This window comes from Embleya sp. NPDC050493, from assembly GCF_044458105.1.
Lineage (GTDB): Bacteria > Actinomycetota > Actinomycetes > Streptomycetales > Streptomycetaceae > Embleya.
This window is the reverse complement of the sequence record NZ_JBITHP010000008.1, coordinates 66554-83076: the sequence shown is the minus strand read 5'-3', so window position 1 is coordinate 83076 and position 16523 is coordinate 66554. Positions and strand designations below refer to the sequence as shown.

Annotated in this window: 16 protein-coding genes; 7 read left to right on the top strand and 9 right to left on the bottom strand. The window is 71.0% G+C overall.

All coding sequences use genetic code 11. The annotated features are described in order from the left end of the window. Positions 1-163: 163 nt before the first annotated feature. A complete protein-coding gene (locus ACIBM5_RS17910) occupies positions 164-562 on the bottom strand; it encodes a VOC family protein (protein ID WP_396007741.1) in 399 nt (132 codons plus the stop codon). 93 nt (positions 563-655) lie between these two features. Between ACIBM5_RS17910 and ACIBM5_RS17905 the strand changes: the two genes are divergently transcribed. Beyond that, complete coding sequence (locus tag ACIBM5_RS17905) at positions 656-1645, top strand: helix-turn-helix transcriptional regulator (protein ID WP_396007740.1); 990 nt, start codon at positions 656-658, stop codon at positions 1643-1645. Between the two features lie 174 nt (positions 1646-1819). Here the strand turns inward: ACIBM5_RS17905 and ACIBM5_RS17900 are convergent, their stop codons facing one another. The 3 genes from ACIBM5_RS17900 to ACIBM5_RS17890 all read right to left on the bottom strand — a co-directional run bounded on the left by ACIBM5_RS17900 (position 1820) and on the right by ACIBM5_RS17890 (position 5353). Continuing rightward, a complete protein-coding gene (locus tag ACIBM5_RS17900) occupies positions 1820-3088 on the bottom strand; it encodes an SLC13 family permease (protein WP_396007739.1) in 1269 nt (422 codons plus the stop codon). A 109-nt stretch (positions 3089-3197) separates the two neighbouring features. Continuing rightward, on the bottom strand, positions 3198-3614 hold the full coding sequence (locus tag ACIBM5_RS17895) for a hypothetical protein (protein ID WP_396007738.1): 417 nt from the start codon (positions 3612-3614) through the stop codon (positions 3198-3200). A 59-nt stretch (positions 3615-3673) separates the two neighbouring features. Continuing rightward, on the bottom strand, positions 3674-5353 hold the full coding sequence (locus ACIBM5_RS17890) for a flavin monoamine oxidase family protein (RefSeq protein ID WP_396007737.1): 1680 nt from the start codon (positions 5351-5353) through the stop codon (positions 3674-3676). Positions 5354-5890: 537 nt separating this feature from the next. On the opposite strand from ACIBM5_RS17890, the gene ACIBM5_RS17885 reads away from it, so the two are divergent. Both ACIBM5_RS17885 and ACIBM5_RS17880 read left to right on the top strand, forming a co-directional pair. Beyond that, positions 5891-6943, top strand: a complete 1053-nt coding sequence (locus tag ACIBM5_RS17885) for a hypothetical protein (RefSeq protein ID WP_396007736.1) — start codon at positions 5891-5893, stop codon at positions 6941-6943. 389 nt (positions 6944-7332) lie between these two features. Next, positions 7333-7899 carry a hypothetical protein gene (locus ACIBM5_RS17880; protein ID WP_396007735.1) on the top strand — a complete coding sequence of 189 codons (567 nt, stop codon included), beginning with the start codon at positions 7333-7335 and terminating at the stop codon, positions 7897-7899. Between the two features lie 32 nt (positions 7900-7931). On the opposite strand, the gene ACIBM5_RS17875 is transcribed toward ACIBM5_RS17880, so the two are convergent. The 3 genes from ACIBM5_RS17875 to ACIBM5_RS17865 all read right to left on the bottom strand — a co-directional run bounded on the left by ACIBM5_RS17875 (position 7932) and on the right by ACIBM5_RS17865 (position 11354). Then, positions 7932-9185, bottom strand: a complete 1254-nt coding sequence (locus ACIBM5_RS17875) for a serine hydrolase domain-containing protein (RefSeq protein WP_396007734.1) — start codon at positions 9183-9185, stop codon at positions 7932-7934. 181 nt (positions 9186-9366) lie between these two features. Next, the gene (locus ACIBM5_RS17870) at positions 9367-9675 is read right to left on the bottom strand and encodes a hypothetical protein (protein ID WP_391583259.1); all 309 of its coding nucleotides are present in this window, start codon (positions 9673-9675) and stop codon (positions 9367-9369) included. A gap of 359 nt (positions 9676-10034) precedes the next feature. Then, on the bottom strand, positions 10035-11354 hold the full coding sequence (locus tag ACIBM5_RS17865) for an alpha/beta hydrolase (protein WP_396007733.1): 1320 nt from the start codon (positions 11352-11354) through the stop codon (positions 10035-10037). Positions 11355-11869: 515 nt separating this feature from the next. Between ACIBM5_RS17865 and ACIBM5_RS17860 the strand changes: the two genes are divergently transcribed. Continuing rightward, complete coding sequence (locus ACIBM5_RS17860; protein WP_396007732.1) at positions 11870-12703, top strand: class II glutamine amidotransferase; 834 nt, start codon at positions 11870-11872, stop codon at positions 12701-12703. Positions 12704-12724: 21 nt separating this feature from the next. Here the strand turns inward: ACIBM5_RS17860 and ACIBM5_RS17855 are convergent, their stop codons facing one another. After that, positions 12725-13201, bottom strand: a complete 477-nt coding sequence (locus ACIBM5_RS17855; protein WP_396007731.1) for a winged helix-turn-helix transcriptional regulator — start codon at positions 13199-13201, stop codon at positions 12725-12727. A gap of 105 nt (positions 13202-13306) precedes the next feature. On the opposite strand from ACIBM5_RS17855, the gene ACIBM5_RS17850 reads away from it, so the two are divergent. The 3 genes from ACIBM5_RS17850 (at position 13307) to ACIBM5_RS17840 (ending at position 14836) form a co-directional block, all read left to right on the top strand. After that, positions 13307-13813 carry an SRPBCC domain-containing protein gene (locus ACIBM5_RS17850; protein WP_396007730.1) on the top strand — a complete coding sequence of 169 codons (507 nt, stop codon included), beginning with the start codon at positions 13307-13309 and terminating at the stop codon, positions 13811-13813. Between the two features lie 203 nt (positions 13814-14016). Then, the gene (locus ACIBM5_RS17845; protein WP_396007729.1) at positions 14017-14370 is read left to right on the top strand and encodes a VOC family protein; all 354 of its coding nucleotides are present in this window, start codon (positions 14017-14019) and stop codon (positions 14368-14370) included. 187 nt (positions 14371-14557) lie between these two features. Then, complete coding sequence (locus ACIBM5_RS17840) at positions 14558-14836, top strand: hypothetical protein (protein WP_396007728.1); 279 nt, start codon at positions 14558-14560, stop codon at positions 14834-14836. A gap of 139 nt (positions 14837-14975) precedes the next feature. On the opposite strand, the gene ACIBM5_RS17835 is transcribed toward ACIBM5_RS17840, so the two are convergent. Next, positions 14976-16505: an amino acid permease gene (locus tag ACIBM5_RS17835; protein ID WP_396007727.1), complete on the bottom strand. Its 1530-nt coding sequence runs from the start codon at positions 16503-16505 to the stop codon at positions 14976-14978. Positions 16506-16523: the final 18 nt, after the last annotated feature.

The window sequence follows — 16523 nt, the reverse complement described above, 5'->3', positions numbered from 1 at the left end:
GCTTCTCGTGACCGTGGGTCGCTCGATCCGGAGCGTCTGGCTATACATCCAGGAGACGCTCCTGCGGCATGCGCTGCAACTCCTGTCGCACCGGCCGCATTGGGCGTACCGCCAACGGAGTTGGCAAGGACGAGAAGGGGACGGCGTCGGACTGTGCCCGGCGTCAACGGGTGAACTTCGCGATGGCCGCCGGGGTGACGGGGGTGAAGAAGTTGACGAGGTTGCCGTCCGGGTCGCGGAACAGCAGCGACCGGTTGCCCCAGGGCATCGTGGTGGGCTCGTTGACGAAGTCGGTGACGAAGCCGGTCAGGTTCCGGTGCACGCGGTCCACGTCGTCGACGCGGAACTCGGTGATCACGCTGTGGTTGTCCGCCGGGCGGGCAGAGCCGGGGGCGAACAGCGGGACGGTGCGGGTGCCGGCGATCGCGAGGGTGGCGTTGGGGGTCTCGAGTTCGGCGAAGTCCTCGGTGGCCCACACCGCCCGCACTCCTGTGACTCGCTCGTAGAACGCGACGAGGCGCGCGACGTCGCCGGTGATGATGCGGATCGAGACGAAGTCCATGGGTGATCTCCTTGGCTGATGGGGTCGCTGCACGTCACAGGCTAGGAGAAATAGTGGACAGAATCGGTCCTGTATTCGCAGTAGGCTGTGCACATGCCTCGACCCACCGGCCGCGTGCTGACACTCCTGGAGTTGCTGCAGTCGGGCGGCACCCGGACGGCGGCCGAACTCGCCGACCGGCTCGGCGTCGATGGGCGCACCGTGCGGCGGTATGTGGATCATCTGATCGACCTCGACGTGCCGGTGCAGTCGGTGCGCGGCCGCTACGGCGGGTACCGGCTCGCCCCCGGCTACCGTTTGCCTCCGCTCATGCTCAGCGATGACGAGGCGCTGGCCGTGCTGCTCGGCTTGGTCGCCGGTCGCCGGGCAGGATTGATGACGGCGGAGCGCACGGCGAGCGAGACGGTATCGGCCAAGATCCGGCGGGTGCTGCCCAAGCACCTCGCCCGCCGACTCGACACACTCCTGGAATCTCTCGCCTTCACGGATCAACCCGGTGAGTTCGCCACCCCGGACGCCGGAGTCCTGCTCACCATCGCCGATGCGGTACGCCACCGCCGACCGGTCTCGATCGTTTACACCGACCGCGACGGCCGGCGCAGCGAACGCACGCTGCACGCGTACGGGATCGTCGCCCATTCGGGCCGGTGGTACGCCACGGGCACGGACCCCGAGATCGGCGAGGCCCGAACCTTCCGGCTCGATCGCATCGCGGACGCGCGGACCCTGCCCGGCTCATTCGAGGTGCCCGTGGGTCCCGATCCGGCACAGCGCGTGTTGTCAGGGTTCGCCACGGCCGAGTACCGGCATGAGGTGACCTTGCGGATCCACGGGACCGTTGAGCAGATCCGCGCCCACCTTCCCGCGGGCGTCGCGAGCCTGGAGGAGCACGCGCCCACGGCGGGCGAGGACCGGGCGACCGAGCGCTGGCTGCGCGTCGAACTACGGGCGGAGCGGCTCGACTGGTTGCCCCCGGCACTCGCCGCACTCGACCGGCCGTTCGTCATCGAGCGCCCCGATGAACTGCGCGACCTCGTCATCGCGCTCGCCGATCGCCTCGCGTCCTACGCCCGCCGAGCCTGACGGCGAGGCAGGTTCACGAGACAGCCGACCAGGCCGTGTCCGGCGGAACTTGGGTGCGACCGCGGGTGCGACGCCCGCCGGAGATCATCGGTCCGCCCGGGTGTCGGCAAGCCGTTGCCGCGTTGCGACACGGGTTGTGCGGCCCGGGCCGATCGGCGATGGGCGTGGGTGTGGTCAGCCGCCGACGGCCTGTAGCGAGATCCACAGCGCCGACACCGCCAGGAGCAGGGCGGCGGGCGTGGTGAGCAGGCCGAGTCGGGTGAATTCGCCGATGTCCACGTCGGTGTCGTGCGTGTGGAGCACGCGTCGCCACAGCAGCGTGGCCAGCGATCCGACATAGGTGAGGTTGGGGCCGATGTTCACGCCGAGGAGGACGGCGAGCACGGCGCCCGGCCCCGTGGGCGCGGTGAGCGGCAGCAGAACGAGGATGGCGGGCAAATTGTTGATGAGGTTCGCCAGAACCGCCGCCAGTGCGGCCACGCCGAGCAGGGCGGGCAGGCTCGTGCCGTGGGGTACGAGGTGGCGCAGACCGGCGGCGAGGCCGTTGTCGACCACGGCGCGGACCACGATCGCCAGCGCCAGGACGAAGGCGAGGAAGGGCAGCGAGGCGGCGCGGACGATGGCGCGGACGGTGGTGCGGCGTCGGGCGAGTGCGTGGGCGGCGAGCACGAGTGCCCCGGTCATGGCCGCCCAGGCGGGGTCGATCCCGACCGCGGAGGCGACGACGAACCCGATCAGAGTCGAGGCGACGGTGGCCACGGCGAACACCGGCGTCTTCGAGGGCGCGCGGACGGGCCGGGCTTGGGCGCGGGCGTCCAGGTCGGCGGCGAAGAATCGGCGGAAGACGGCGTACTCGATACCGATGGCCACGAGCCAGGGCAGGGTCATCACCGCGGCGAAGCGGGTGAAACTCAGGCCGCAGGCCGTGAACGCCAGGAGATTGGTCAGATTGGACACGGGCAGGAGCAGCGAGGCCGTGTTCGACAGGTGTGCGCAGGCGTACACGTGTGGTTTCGGCCGTATACCCAGGCGGGTGGTGGTGGCGAAGACGACCGGAGTGAGAAGCACGACGGTGGCGTCCAGGCTCAGCACCGCGGTGGTCACGGACGCCAGGGCGAAGGTGCGCACCAGCAGCCGTCGCGGCCGCCCCGCGGCGGTCCGGGCCATCCATGCCCCGCAGGCGAGGAACAGGCCCTCGTCGTCGCACAGTCGGGCCAGGACCAGTACTCCCGCCAGGAAGCCGATCACCGGGCCCAGCCGCAGCGCTTCCTCGTGGGCGTGATCCGGCGAGATCGCCCCCGCGACGAGGACCAGGCCGGCCGCCGGGAGCGCGACGACCGCCTCCGGCCATCCGCGCGGACGGACGACCGCGCAGACCAGCACCGTCACCAGCAGGCCGATCGAACCGACCTCCGCAAACGACGTGCTCAAAACCCACCCCATCGGACGACCGCACGACGACCGTTCGTCGAGACGGACGGCCCACCCGCGCCCCCGCGATGTCGACCTTCGCCGACGACCCTATCGAAGTCGACCCGAACACCTGATCACGTCAAGGCCGGCACGCGGCGATCAGCCAGGCGCGGGAGGCGAACCGGACGCCGTCGCCGGTGTCGTGCGCGTCGAGGGTCGCGCGCAACCGGTCGCGTGCGCGCGCCGCGGACGCGGCGTCCAGGTCGGCGAGCAGTTCCCGAGCCATCTGCAACCGAAGTACCGACGCGTGTGCGTGGTCGGCGTCCGGGCCGTAGTAGACGGGCTCGTGTACGTCGACGACATCCACCGCGGTGAAGCCGGCCCCGGTCAAGACGCGGACGGCGAGATCCGGATCCGCCGGCGCGAAGGCGGCGTCGGCGCCGCCGGCCGACGTCGACACCGGGCGCCCGGGCGCGAGCGCCGCCCGGATCGCGGCGTCCCACTCCTGACGGTCGCGGGCCTGCCAGACGGGGCGCGGCGGTCGTGGCGGTCGCACACGTGTTCGCTCGAAGCCGGGCGCGGCCGATCGGCCGCGCCCGGCTTCGGCCGTCAGGGTCAGGCCGAGCCCAGAACCTCCCGCGCGGCGCGCTCGCCCTCGGTCGCGCCGCCTTCCATGAAGCCCTGGAAGTCGTAGGACGTGTGCTCGCCGGAGATGTGCACGTTCCCCTGCCGGGTCCCCTCGTAGCCGGCGTAGCGGTGCAGGTAGCCGACCGGCCAGTACGAGTAGGCGCCCCACGAGTACGGGTTGTTGGTCCACGACGACAGCTGGGCCCTACCGGTCCACTGGGCCTTCGTGCCGGGGAAGAGGTTGTCGATCTGCCCCAGGTAGGTGCGCGCCAGGTTCGCGACATAGGCGTCCTGCTCGGCGGTATTGAACGGGCCGGCCGGGGTGAGACCGGAGGCCTTGGTACCGCCGCCGTACTGGATCAGCACGCCCTTGGTGCCCGGCTGGCCCTTGGTGGTGTCCCAGGTCTGCTGGAACGGCAGGTCGGTGAAGGAGTCCCCGGCCGCCACGCCCGGCCAGGGTCCGAGGCCGTTGCCGCCGACCCCCAGCCAGGTGCGCTTGGCGAACTGCATGTTGAGTTTGGAGACGTGGCCCATGCGGGAGTCGCGGAGCAGGTTCGTCATCATCGGGTCGAAGCCGGCCCGGGTCAGGTCCAGGCCCTTCAGGATCGGCAGCGGCACGGCCAGGATCGTATGGTCGGCCGTCACCGTCGTCGTCGTGCCATTGGTGTCGAAGGTGAGGGTCTGGGTGCCGTCGCTGTTCGCCCGCACGGCGACCAGCCTGTGTCCCATCCGCACCGTGCCGGACGGCAGCGCCGCCGCGATGGCGAGCGGGACCTGGTCGTTGCCGCCGACCACGTGGTAGCGCTCGTTGGAGCCGCCCCAGATGTTGAAGTGCCCCGGGTTGGACTGCCAGCCGAGCATGCAGACGGCGGCGTAGGCGGACTGCTCGACGGTCTCCGCGCCGTACTCGACGTTGTAGGCCACGTCGAGGAATTGGCCGAGCGTGGACGAGGAGCCGCCCGGGGTCCGGGAATCGATCCAGTCCCGCAGGTTCATGTTCGAGATCGCGGTGCCGGTGGCGGTGGTGCGATTCCACGTGACGTCGCCGCATTCCTGGTAGTCCCGGCGGACCGCCTGGTACATCGCCTTGAAATCCTCGTCGGCCTGCGCGCGCGGATAGTAGGCGTTGTCGAACCACAGGGTCTCGGTGGCGCCGTTCGGCCCGGAGCCGGCGAAGTCCACGGTGGCCAGCCCGAATCGGCGGCACAGTTCGAGCATCTTCTTGTGCCCGGTGTCGATCAGCTCACCACCGATCTCCGAGGTCTGGCCGCCGCCCCAGTAGGTCTTCTGCGAGTACATCCGGCCGCCCACCCGGGTGGGATTCGCCTCGTACACGGTGGACTTCACCCCGGCGTCGGCCAGGGTCAGCGCCGCCGTCAGCCCGGCGATGCCCGCGCCGACGATGACCACCCGGCCCGGGTTCACCGGAGGTCTCGGCGCGGTCTCGGCGGCGAACGCCGGCCGGGACAACCCGGCGCCGGCCAGGCCCAGGCCGATGCCCACGACTCCGGCGCGCTTGATCAACGTACGCCGGCTCGGCCCGGTGGGGTCGGCGGTGGCCTCGTCACGGATGCCCCGGTACTCCCCGACCGGCATACGCAGGACCGCGGCGGCTCGGTGGTCGGCGGCCGTGCGCTGCAGCGCGGCCATGGCAGGGGTACGGCTCATTGTGGCGCTCCTTGGAAAGCGGTCGATTCCGTGCCGGGAGGAGAGGGGGAAGGGGATATGCACACGACGAAGCCCCGGGAAGTACGCAGAGCCGGAAGGAGTACGCGGTGCCCGGGGCCTGGGGTGGGGAGGGATCCGACGGGCCGTCAGCTTCCCGCCGAATCGAGACCTCCCACAACCGACAATGAGTCAGGACATCGGTCGAGGGAGCGACACTGTGTCCGTTGCCTCCGGGGGTCGGGAAGCGGGGCCGGATCGTCGGGTGGTCGATGTCGGCGCTTGCGGTCGGCGGGTCGATCGTCGTGCGGCCCGCGATGCGATCGTCGGACCGGCCCTGTGCGGCCGGGGCGACGTGCTCGCCTTCGCTGTCGGTGAGTTCGTCCGACTCCGTCGCGGGACCCGGGTGGAGCCGCCCGGTGAGGTACCGGTCGATCGACTCGGGGACGCGGCGTCGACGCGTGATGGTGGACGATTTCGGGCAGCGGTGTCCTGCGCGCGGCCGGCTGGTGCCCGGTCGGCGGGGAGGAGGTGGCGACGATGGCACGCCGCGCCGGGTCCGGCTCCGATGACCGCGCCGACGCGGAGGGCTTCGACGAGATCGCCGACGCGCTGTATACGCTGCCGCCGTCCGAGTTCACCGCCGCACGCGACACCCGTGCCGCCCGGGCCCGCCGAGACGGGAACCGCAGCCTCGCCACCCGGATCAAGGCCCTGCGCCGCCCCACCCTCGCCGCCTGGGCGAGCAACGCGCTGGTACGCGCTCGGCCGGACGACGTACGCGACCTGCTCGGGCTCGGCGAGGAACTGCGCCGGGCGCACCGGGACCTCGACGGGACACGATTGCGGGCGCTGTCCGCTCGGCATCGCACGCTGACGACGGACCTTGCCCGGCAGGCCGCCGCGCTGGCGGGGAAGACCGGGCAGCCGCTGAGCGACCAGGCCGTGCAGGAGGTCCGCAGCACTCTCCAGGCCGCCCTCGCCGACCCCGAGGCCGCGGCCACATGGGCGTCCGGTCGGCTCGCCCACCCCCTCAGCCCGCCCGCGTTCCCTTCCGCCGCGACCGGCGCGGCGGCCCCCGCCGCCGAATCCGGCTCCGGCACACGGCGGGCCGGATCGGCTCCGAAACCGACGCCGGCCCAACCGACCGAACCAGCCGAATCGACCGACTCGGAGCAGGCGCGGGCTCGTCGTGAAGCCCGTGACCGGGCCGCTGCGGCCCGTCGGGACGCCGACGAAGCCGCAGCGGCCGTCGCCACTGCGGAAGCGGATCTCGAACAGACCCGCGCCCACTCCCACGACGCCCGGACACGCAAGCAGCAGGCTCACGAACACCTCGCGGAGCTGCGCCGCGAGGTCGCGAAGGCGGAACAGGCCGAACACGCCGCCGCCGAGGACGAACAGCGCGCCCGCGACCGGGCCGAGGAAGCCGAACGCGGCCTGGCCGACGCCCGCCGCCACGCCCGGAAGGCCGCCGCGCACGCCGACCGCCTCGCCGGCCGACCCGACGGCGGCCGCACCGGAACCACCGGCACCGCCGGCCGAGCGCGGACCGAAGACCGAACCCGGGGTCGTTCCCGCGGCCGACGGTAGCGATCGGCCACACGGCACGGCCGAGTCGCACGCGGGCCGGATCGCGTCCGAAGTGGCCGGGGTGTGGCCCGCCCGCGATCTGCGCCGCCACGTCTGCGAAGCGGATCCACTCGCCGACGAACCGTCGACCGCCCGGGGATTCCGGGAACTCGACCGGGCGTCGGCGCAGTTCCACCGGTCGATCCTGCCGCTGCTCCACCCGCTCAACCGCGCGAGCTGATCGTCTCGGCCACCTGAACGGCGGCACTTCCGGTGGGGAGGCCGGCGCGGCGCTCGCGGGCGCGGCGCCGGGTCCTCCTTCGGGTTGATCACGGGTCGGCTTGTCGGCGTAGTCGTCACCGTCCACGGACCGACGACTCGACCCGTCCGGATCCGCGAGTCTGGGCCGCATGAACCACACGATCAACAACCCTGGCCTGCAGGCGACTTCCCCGGGCACCGCGCGACCCGTGCCGCGCTGGGCGGAGAACCTCGCGCACCTGATCCCGCTGCTTGCGCTGCCCGTGTGCCTGTGGCGTCTGCCGATCGCCTTCGGCTACCGGATGGGGATGGACGAGCCGGGCTCGCAGTGGTCGCTGTGGCTCACCATCCCCTACGTCTTCGGGCTCAGCGTGCTCACCGAGGGGGTCGCGCTGCTGTACTTCGCTCTGGTCCGCGGATGGGGCGAGGTGGTGCCCGACCGGGTTCCGGTGCTGGGCGGTAGGCGCATCCCGCCGTTCGCGGTGATCGTGCCCGCTTCGCTCGGCGCGCTCGTCTTCACCGCGCTGCTGGTCGACTGGGTGGTCACCACGTTCGGTATCGCGGGCGCGTCGAACGTCCACTTCACCAACGGGTGGTGGGAGGGGCTCGCGACGGTGGTCAGCGGCCTGTTCGTGTTGTGGGGTCCGCTGATGTTCGTGCAGATTCGCGGCTACTACGTGCGCCGCTGCCGGCCTGCCGCGCCGGCGCGGGGCTGACGACCGCGACGCCCGGGCGCCCGCGACCCCCGTCAGGTCGCGGTCGCCGCGACGAGCGCGAGGGTGAGTTCCCGGTCTTGTTCTTCGAGATTCCAATCGCCTTCCCGCGCAACGCTGTTGGTGACCCAGAAGACCATGACGCGGTCGGCCGGGCGGATCAGGAAACGGGCGTAGGACCAGTCGTTCCCGCCGTCGTGCGTGACGATCGTGCCGGGCGTGCCGGGCGTGCCGGGCGTGCCGGGCAGAATGCTCCAGCCGTAGCCGTAGAACTGTTCCCCGCCGGGGCTTTCGGGCACATGCGGAGTGAACATCTTCGCCTTGGCGGCGGCGGGCAGGATCGATTCGCCGTCCAGCGCGCGGTACCAGCGGTACATGTCGCGCGCGGTGGAGAGCAGGCCGCCGTTGCCGCGCAGGTTCCAGTACGGGCCGTCCGGTGCCCAGGGGTGGTCCGGCGGGGTACCGTGCCCACGACCGTCGGAGTCGTACTCGACGGCCACGTCGTCGCGGCGCGGGTCGGCCAAGCGGTAGCCGGTGCGGGTCATCCCGGCCGGGGCGAACAGGTTCCGGGTGAGGAACTCGGAGTAGGTCGTCCCGGATGCCTTCTCGACGATGGCGGCCAACAGCGAGTAGCCGACGTTGGAGTACGCGAAGGTGCCGCCCGGCGCCGACTCCAACGGCGCCGCGAGCGCCCGGGCGAGCATGTCGTCGCGGCTCAGCGGTTCGTAGTCGTCGCCGAGTCCTTCGGGCAGGCCCGAGGTGTGGGTGAGCAGGTGGTGCACGGTGATGCCGCGCTTGTCGTCGGGCACCGGTCCCAGGTGGGTGCCGATCGGATCCGTCACCCGCAGCACACCGGTCGTCTCCAACTTCAGGATCGCCGCGGCGGTGAAGGACTTGGTGATCGAACCGATGTCGAAGACGGTGTCACAGCCGGCGTCGACGCCCGATTCCCGGTTCGCCCGGCCGCGGCCCCGGCAGCCGACGAGTTCGCCGTCTCGCGCGGTGGCGATCGCCCCTCCCGCGCCGGACGGCCAGTGTTGGTCCAGGTACGCGGCGACGGCGGCCGCCCGCGCGGACATCGGCGCGCCGGCCGTGACGGTGGCCGGCCCCGTCGGCGTTGCGGCCGCCCCCGCCGCGGCCGTTCCGGCCGGCCTGCTCGCACTCGCGGATGCCGCGGGCGGCCCGTCGTCGTCCTTGCCACCCGAACAGCCCGCCAGCACCAGCGCCGCGGCCGAAGCCCCGGCCAGGAACGCGAACCGACGTCGACGCACACGTGAGATCCGTGCCATGGCGTTTCCCCCGAAGTCCGGACGCGGACGTCCCGCGTCGTCTCCGCAACGCTAGGAGTCCGCGCACCGAGCGTCGTCCCACGCCGGAGCCAACTTCCGTTCCCCGCCCGGGGGGAGTGAACCCCATACGAATCCCCCGGACGAGGGGTCGAAGCCGGACCACGACATCGGGCGTCGGCGGTTACCGGTTCAAGGCCGCGTCGGTCCCGCCTCGGCGGGCCTCGCGCCGGCCCGCGTAGCGTTCCTTGCGGTTGGCCGCCCTGGCCATCTGCTGCCGTTCCTTGACGCAGGCGCGTACGGTGCACCCCGAACAGCACGTGCGGCCGGACAGCAGCATGCCGGGGTCTTCCCATCGGCAGCGGGTGTCCGAGTTCTCCCCCGTGGGGTGGGGCGGCAGGTCACAGGCGCCGTAGCGGTGGTCGTGGACCGGCCGGGGGTGGTGTTCCGCGTGGCGCACCCACAGCGGCTTGGTCCTGTCCGTGCGGGACATCTCGTTCCTTTCGGAACCGCCGCCCGGGCTCCCGGACCTTCCGGGCGGGCGGCCGGATTCGCCATTTCACGGCGACGCCCTCCTTCCTTCGTTCTCGGGTCCACGGCGGCCGGTCAGGGTTTCCCCGCGGACGCGCCGGGGCAACCACGGTTCCGCCGGCCCGAACGGCCGACGGCGCGCCGCCCGGGATCCCGTGGCCAACCGCCATCGACTGTAGACCGGGCCGGGCGCACGGCGGAATCGCTTATCTGGTGCCCGACCGCCCCGACTGCCCCGACCACCACCGACATCCCGCAGCCGGGACCGGGAGCGGCCGGGGCCGGCCGAGCCGTTCCCGGTCGGGCCGCCGTCCCGTGTGCTCAGCCGGCCGCGACCGGCCGACGCACCTGGGCATCGACCACGTCGGCCGGCACTCCCGGCGGGCGTCGCGTGCCGGCCAGGATCGGGTCGAACGTGGTCTCACCGCGGAGGTAGCGACGGAAGAACGCCGAGGCGTACGCGGACGTGAGGTTGCGTTGGGTGGGCTCGGTCAGCCGGACCTGGTCGACATTACGGCCGTCCTGGGACAGGCAGGTACCGGGCTTGCTGCCGGGTGTCGCGTCGTCCTCCGCGCTGACCTGGCCGCTGCTCGGCGACCACTGGGTGTTGAAGAAGGCGTGGTTGGCGCCGCTCACGGTGAACTTGTGGATCGGGACGGTGTTGCGCCCGCTGTTCCATTCGAAGTACCCGCCGCCCCTCACCGCGTCGCACGTGCCCCACATCACCGCGAACGGGGTGCGGGTGACCGGCTCCTCGTCCCAGTTGGCGGTCGGCGCCAGGGCGAACACGCCCTTCACGGTCACACCCGCCGGCCAGTCGCCCCGGCGGAGGTCGGCGGCCTGCTGCATGGCTCCGCCGCCGCCCATCGAGTGGCCCACCGTACCGACGTTGGTCAGGTCCACCCGGCCGCGGAAGTCGACCCGGCTGGGCCGACCGTCGCGCGGATCGGTGAAGCGGTGCGCGAGTTCGCCACCACCGGTCGCGGACAGCTGCTGCCACATGGCCAGATGCCGATTGAGCAGGGCGGCCCGGGCGTGGTACACCGTCGGGGCCTGTCCGAACGACGTCGCGTTGATGCCGTTGGCACCGATCGACACCACCACGAAGCCTTGCGCGGCCAAGTCCCGTGCGAGGTAGTCGTATCCGTTCTTGCTGGAGATCTGCTCGACCCCGGGCGCACACGGCCAGCCGCGCAGCCTGCCGCCGGCGATGTCGGCCAGCTTCTGTTGCCGTTCGGCCTCTACGGTGTCGCCGGCGGCAATGGCGGCGTCCCGGGCCTTGAGCGCCGCCACGAGGTCGACGGAGGCCGGGCGATCGGCGCAGGTGTCCCACAGGCCGTGCTGGATCATCACCAGCGGGAAGCGCCCGCGCGCCAGGTCGGTCGGGTAATGCACCACCCCGGCCAGCTCGTTCGCCCCCTCGTACTGGCCGGCCTCGACCGGCGGCGGTACGAACGCCCGGTCGCCGAGGTTGTACTGCACCGACGCGACCCGGTGCGAGCCGGCCGGCACCCCACCCGACGCCTCCGCCGCATCGGCGGGCGCCGGTACCACGAGCAGCGCGGCAACGCCCGCTGCGGCCAGGCACGTTCGGGCCCAACCACTCCCGATCGATGCTCGCCGGAAGTCCCGAATCCTCATGCATGCCTCCATGTCTCCCGTGCACCGGCGATCTCGACAACCCCGGTGATCTCAAAGACATACGGAGAGGGGAAACGAAGGGTTGCACCGAACGTCGAACACCCCGTCGGCAGCTCTCACTGCGGACACGGGCGCCGAGGCCGGGCTCGTTCGCCCCGCCGATCGCAGCGCCGACGATCGCCGACCCCAGGCCCCTCCCCCTTCCGTATCGGCCTCCGCCCGGGTGCGGCCACCGGCAGGGATGCCTATGGTCGATAGGAGGGACGTGGAGCCCGTGAGCGGCACGGACGGACACGGCGCCGATGCGCGTACGTGGCCGAGGTGAGAGCGGAGCGCCCCGTCCGTGCATCCCCGAGGATCCGGGCGTTCTCGATCGCCGCGGCAGGGACGACCCGCGAGGCCGGGGAACCGCACGCTGTGCTCGTGGCCCGTTCGGGCGGCGCGGCGCGGTGCGGACCCGAGCGCAGACCCGAATATCGCGCGGCGCGGACCCGAAGACCGGGAGGCGGTAGCCGATGTGCCGTTGGCTTGCTTACGTGGGAACACCCGTCCTGCTCGACACCATCCTCTACAAACCGGCGCACTCCCTGATCGATCAGAGCCTGCACTCGCGGTTGGGCGTCGAGACGACCAACGGCGACGGGTTCGGTGTCGGCTGGTACACGCCCGGCGTCGACGCCCCGGCACTCGTTCGGGACATCGGTCCGGCCTGGAGCAATCGCAACCTCCGGGAGATCGCCGACCACGTCCGTTCCGGCCTGATCTTCGCGCACATCCGGGCTTCGACGGGCACCGCGGTGCAACAGAGCAACTGTCACCCGTTCCGTCACGGGAATTGGATGTGGATGCACAACGGCGCCATCGCCGACTTCCACCGCATCAAGCGAGATCTGACCCTGGCCGTCGACCCGGGACTCTTCCCCGACATCGAGGGAGCGACGGACTCCGAACTCATGTTCTTCCTGGCGCTGACCCTCGGCCTGGAGCAGGACCCCCCGGGGGCCGTCGCACGGATGGCCGGCCTGGTGGAGGAGACCGGTCGGCGGCACGGTGTGGAGTTCCCGCTGCAGATGACGATCGCGTTGACCGACGGAGCGCGGTTGTGGGCATTCCGCTACTCCAGCCGGAAGGACTCCCGCTCGCTCTTCTACAGCACCCGGGTGGACACGCTGCGAGCGCTCCACCCCGATGTGACATTCCTGCGCGACGTCTCCGACGAGACCCGCCTCATCGTCTCGGAGCCCCTCGGTGACCTTCCCGGCGCCTGGAACGAGGTCCCCGAGAGCAGCTACGGCGTCGTGCAACCCGGAGGCGACGAGATGCGCCCCTTCGCCCCGCTGTCCGGGTAGCGTCCACCGCCGGGCCGAAGCTCATGCCTTCCGCGGAATGCGTTCGGGGGGCATACCGGGCCCGATCGTCGCTCGGATCTCGGCCGGATCGTCCACACGACCGCAGTGCGCGCACACCGTCTGCACGCTGATCCCGCCGCCGCACGCCGAGTGGGTGTACAGGATCGGCGGCTCCCCCTCGGCCACCCACCGATCGCCCCACTCGGAGAGGGCGATCAGTGCGGGCGCGAGCGCGCGTCCCTTGTCGGTCAGCAGGTACTCGTACAGTTCGGGCTGCTCGGAGTACCTGTGGCGGCGCATGATCCCGGCCTCGACGAAGCCGTCGAGGCGAGCCTTGAGGATGTTGGTCGCAATGCCCAGACTGCGCTGGAAGTCGCTGTAGCGGGTCGCCCCCGCGAACAGGGCGTCACGGACGATGAGCGGGCTCCAGCGTTCGCCGATCACCTCCAGGGCACGCGCAATCGAACATACCTGCGAGTCATACGTCTTCCCCAGCATGCGCCCCAGTCTACCGAAGGCACTTGCATCATGAAAGTTCCTGGGACTAGGGTGACTTGCATGATGCAAGTTGATCCCGAACGGGACTTTGTCACCACATTTTCGGTGAATCGGACTCCCTGGGCGGCGTTCGAGGCCATCACCAACGTCCGCGGTTGGTGGTCGCAAGAGGTCGAGGGCGTCACCGACCGGGTCGGCGGCGAGTTCCACTACCGCTACAAGGACGTTCACCGCTGCACGATCCGCGTCACGGAACTCGTGCCCGGCCGGAAGGTCGCCTGGCGCGTCCTGGACAATTACTTCGACTTCATCGAAGACCAGGCCGAATGGAAGGACACCGAGGTCGTCTTCGAGATCAACGAGCGGGACGGCGGCGCCGAGGTTCGATTCACCCACGTGGGCCTGGCCCCGCACCAAGAGTGCTACGACGTGTGCTCCAACGCGTGGGGCGGCTACATCGGCGGCAGCCTGCGGAACCTGATCATCACGGGCGAAGGGCAACCGAATCCGCAAGAGGGCGGGAACGCGCCGAGCCACCAGGACGCCGCCATCGGGCTGCGCGCCGAGCGCTCACCCCAGGCCGCAGAGCCGGCCGACGCCGAAGCCGGATAGCGCCCGAGACGACCGTGCTGTGCTCGAACGGCTCGACCACCATCCCGCCGTCGACCTCCTCGGCATCCACGCCACGCCCCGGGCTGCCTGCCCCTGCCGCCGCGCGGTGTCGGTCGCGCGGGCCGCCTCCATCGAGAAGCGGTGAAGCGACTTCTCGGCCGGGCGCCACAGCCCTTCCCATACGACGACACAGGAGATCCGGAATGACAACTCCGAAGCCCGGCAGCATCCTTCTCGGCACCACGCGTCCCGCGGAGCTGCGCGACTGGTACCGCAGGGCACTCGCCCCCGGATACCAGGGAGAAGGGCCCATCGACCTCGGCGGCTTCCTACTGGTCATCGAGCAGCGCGAGGACGTCCAACCGAGGAACGGTGAACCGGGGCGAATGATCCTCAACTTCCATGTCGACGACTTCGACGCCGTCGAGGCCCAGTTGCGAGCGGCCGGCGCGGACTGGCTCGTTCCCGTCGAGGATCGCTCCTCCGGCCGCTTCGGGACGTTCGCGGACCCTGACGGGAACTACCTCCAGATCATCCAGTTCAAGCAGCACGCCTGAGCCCGGGCATCGGGCCCGGCCGTGAGCCGGACTCGGTCGGCCCACGGCATCGGCGGTGCGCACGTTCGGTGCCGTGACTCGTGTCCGGGGGCCCTCGGTGTGCCGACCCGTGACCCCGTGCATGAAGGCAGTGCTTCGCGGAAACGGGAGGTCGACATGTCCCGTCGATCGTTCCGGAGGGAACATCGTGAACGTCACGAAGAGGTTCGCCGTACTGGCCACCGCCGTTGCGCTCCTGGCTGCGCCCGCGGCGGCCGTTGCCCAGGCGTCGGTCGCGGCCGGGCCCACGACCGGCTCCACCACCCGGCCCGTGGTCGGCCCGGGTTGGCACCACGTGCAGGACTTCGCGCCCGACGACCTGGGCGGCTGCCATGCGCGTGGTCAGTGGTACCTGGACAACGGCGCCAATCGGTACGAGTGCCGGCCCGCGGGCGTTTGGCAGTTGTGGGTGCTCACGGACTCCTGAGCCCACCACCGCGGGGCGAACACGCGAGCCGGCTCGCGGAGACGGCCTGCGGCGAACCCCGGTTTCACCACCGCACGCCCGTGCCCGCCTGCGCGATCGCGCAGGCGGGCACGGGCGCCGGGCGCCGCTCCCCCGTCGGTCACTCGGTCGAGGCAACCCGATCCGCCCGGGCCTCCGTCCGGGTTTCCGTCCCGCCGTCGATGTCCTGCGGTTGGCCGAGTGACGACGCCCGATGCGCCTCCCCCGAGGCGGCCACGGGTTCCGCGACGACCTTCGGGCCTCGATGCGCACCCGACCCGGTGAGGCGTGGGCCGTACGTCCGGCGTACCCCGTACGCGACGAGCACGACCGCGAGGCTGCCCAGGCTGGTGAACAGCTGGGTGCGCTGGTCGTCGATGACCGCCATGGCCACGAGCACGGCACCGAAGCCCGCCATGACGATCCAGGTCAGGTAGGGGAACAGCCACATCTTCAGGGTCAGTCGCTCCGGCGCCTCGCGCTCCAGTCGGCGACGCATGCGCAGTTGCGAGGCGCCGATCATGACGTACATGAAGATGGCGATCGCACCGGAGGAGTTGACCAGGTAGGTGAACACGGTGTCCGGCGACAGGTAGGCGAGCAGGACCGAGACCCAGCCGACGACCGTGCCGGCCAGGATCGCCCGGACCGGGACGTTGCGCTTGCTGGTCTTGACCGACCACTTGGGCGCGTCGCCGTGCGCGGCCAAGGCGAAGAGCATGCGCGAGGACACGTATACCGAGGAGTTGAGCACGCTGAGCACCGCGGTGAGGATCACCACGTCCATCACGGTGCCGGCACCCGGCAGGCCGATGATGTCCCACGCGGCGACGTACGGGCTCGCCAGCACCTCGGCGCCGTCCCACGGGACGATCGTGACCACGAGGAAGATCGAGCCGACGTAGAACAGGATGATCCGCCAGATGATGCCGGTGGTGGCGCGCGCCACCGAGCGCTCGGGTTCCCTGCTCTCCGCGGCGGCGATCGTGACGATCTCGGCGCCGCCGAAGGCGAAGATGACCACGACGATCGCGGAAAAGATCGAGGTGAAGCCGTTCGGCGCGAAGCCGCCGTGCGAGGTGAGGTTGGAGAAGTCGAACGAACTGCCGGGCCACGCGCCGAACACGTGCAGAGAGCCGACCACCAGGAAGGCGATGATCGCGGCGACCTTGACGGAGGAGAACCAGAACTCGAACTCGCCGAAGGACTTCACCGACAGCAGGTTCGTCGCGGTCATCACCGCCATCAGGGCCATCGCCAACACCCACAGGGGCAGATCCAGCCAGGCGTGCAGGATCGCGGCGCCCGCGACCGCCTCGACGGCCACGATGATCACGTAGTAGTACCAGTACAGCCAGCCGATCGTGAAGCCCGCCCAGGGCCCGATCGCGCTGCGCGCGTAGTCGGAGAACGATCCCGAGGACGGTCTCGCGACGACCATTTCGCCGAGCATGCGCATCGTGCACAACACCAGCGCGCCGGCGAGACAGTAGGACACGATCGCCGCCGGGCCGGCCGTCTTGATGACGCTGCCGCTGCCGACGAAGAGACCGGCCCCGATCGCCCCGCCGATCGCGATCATGGCCATGTGCCGGTTGCGGAGCGAACGACTGAGTCGGGGTTGCTCGGTCGGAGATGTGTGCTGCGGCATGGGGACTCCTGCAAGGCG

Bases quoted from the DNA above. Each gene is read 5' to 3' on its own strand.
- ACIBM5_RS17910 (WP_396007741.1), bottom strand. From the start codon at position 562: ATGGACTTCGTCTCGATCCGCATCATCACCGGCGACGTCGCGCGCCTC.
- ACIBM5_RS17905 (WP_396007740.1), top strand. From the start codon at position 656: ATGCCTCGACCCACCGGCCGCGTGCTGACACTCCTGGAGTTGCTGCAG.
- ACIBM5_RS17900 (WP_396007739.1), bottom strand. From the start codon at position 3,088: ATGGGGTGGGTTTTGAGCACGTCGTTTGCGGAGGTCGGTTCGATCGGC.
- ACIBM5_RS17890 (WP_396007737.1), bottom strand. From the start codon at position 5,353: ATGAGCCGTACCCCTGCCATGGCCGCGCTGCAGCGCACGGCCGCCGAC.
- ACIBM5_RS17885 (WP_396007736.1), top strand. From the start codon at position 5,891: ATGGCACGCCGCGCCGGGTCCGGCTCCGATGACCGCGCCGACGCGGAG.
- ACIBM5_RS17880 (WP_396007735.1), top strand. From the start codon at position 7,333: ATGAACCACACGATCAACAACCCTGGCCTGCAGGCGACTTCCCCGGGC.
- ACIBM5_RS17875 (WP_396007734.1), bottom strand. From the start codon at position 9,185: ATGGCACGGATCTCACGTGTGCGTCGACGTCGGTTCGCGTTCCTGGCC.
- ACIBM5_RS17870 (WP_391583259.1), bottom strand. From the start codon at position 9,675: ATGTCCCGCACGGACAGGACCAAGCCGCTGTGGGTGCGCCACGCGGAA.
- ACIBM5_RS17865 (WP_396007733.1), bottom strand. From the start codon at position 11,354: ATGAGGATTCGGGACTTCCGGCGAGCATCGATCGGGAGTGGTTGGGCC.
- ACIBM5_RS17860 (WP_396007732.1), top strand. From the start codon at position 11,870: ATGTGCCGTTGGCTTGCTTACGTGGGAACACCCGTCCTGCTCGACACC.
- ACIBM5_RS17855 (WP_396007731.1), bottom strand. From the start codon at position 13,201: ATGCTGGGGAAGACGTATGACTCGCAGGTATGTTCGATTGCGCGTGCC.
- ACIBM5_RS17845 (WP_396007729.1), top strand. From the start codon at position 14,017: ATGACAACTCCGAAGCCCGGCAGCATCCTTCTCGGCACCACGCGTCCC.
- ACIBM5_RS17835 (WP_396007727.1), bottom strand. From the start codon at position 16,505: ATGCCGCAGCACACATCTCCGACCGAGCAACCCCGACTCAGTCGTTCG.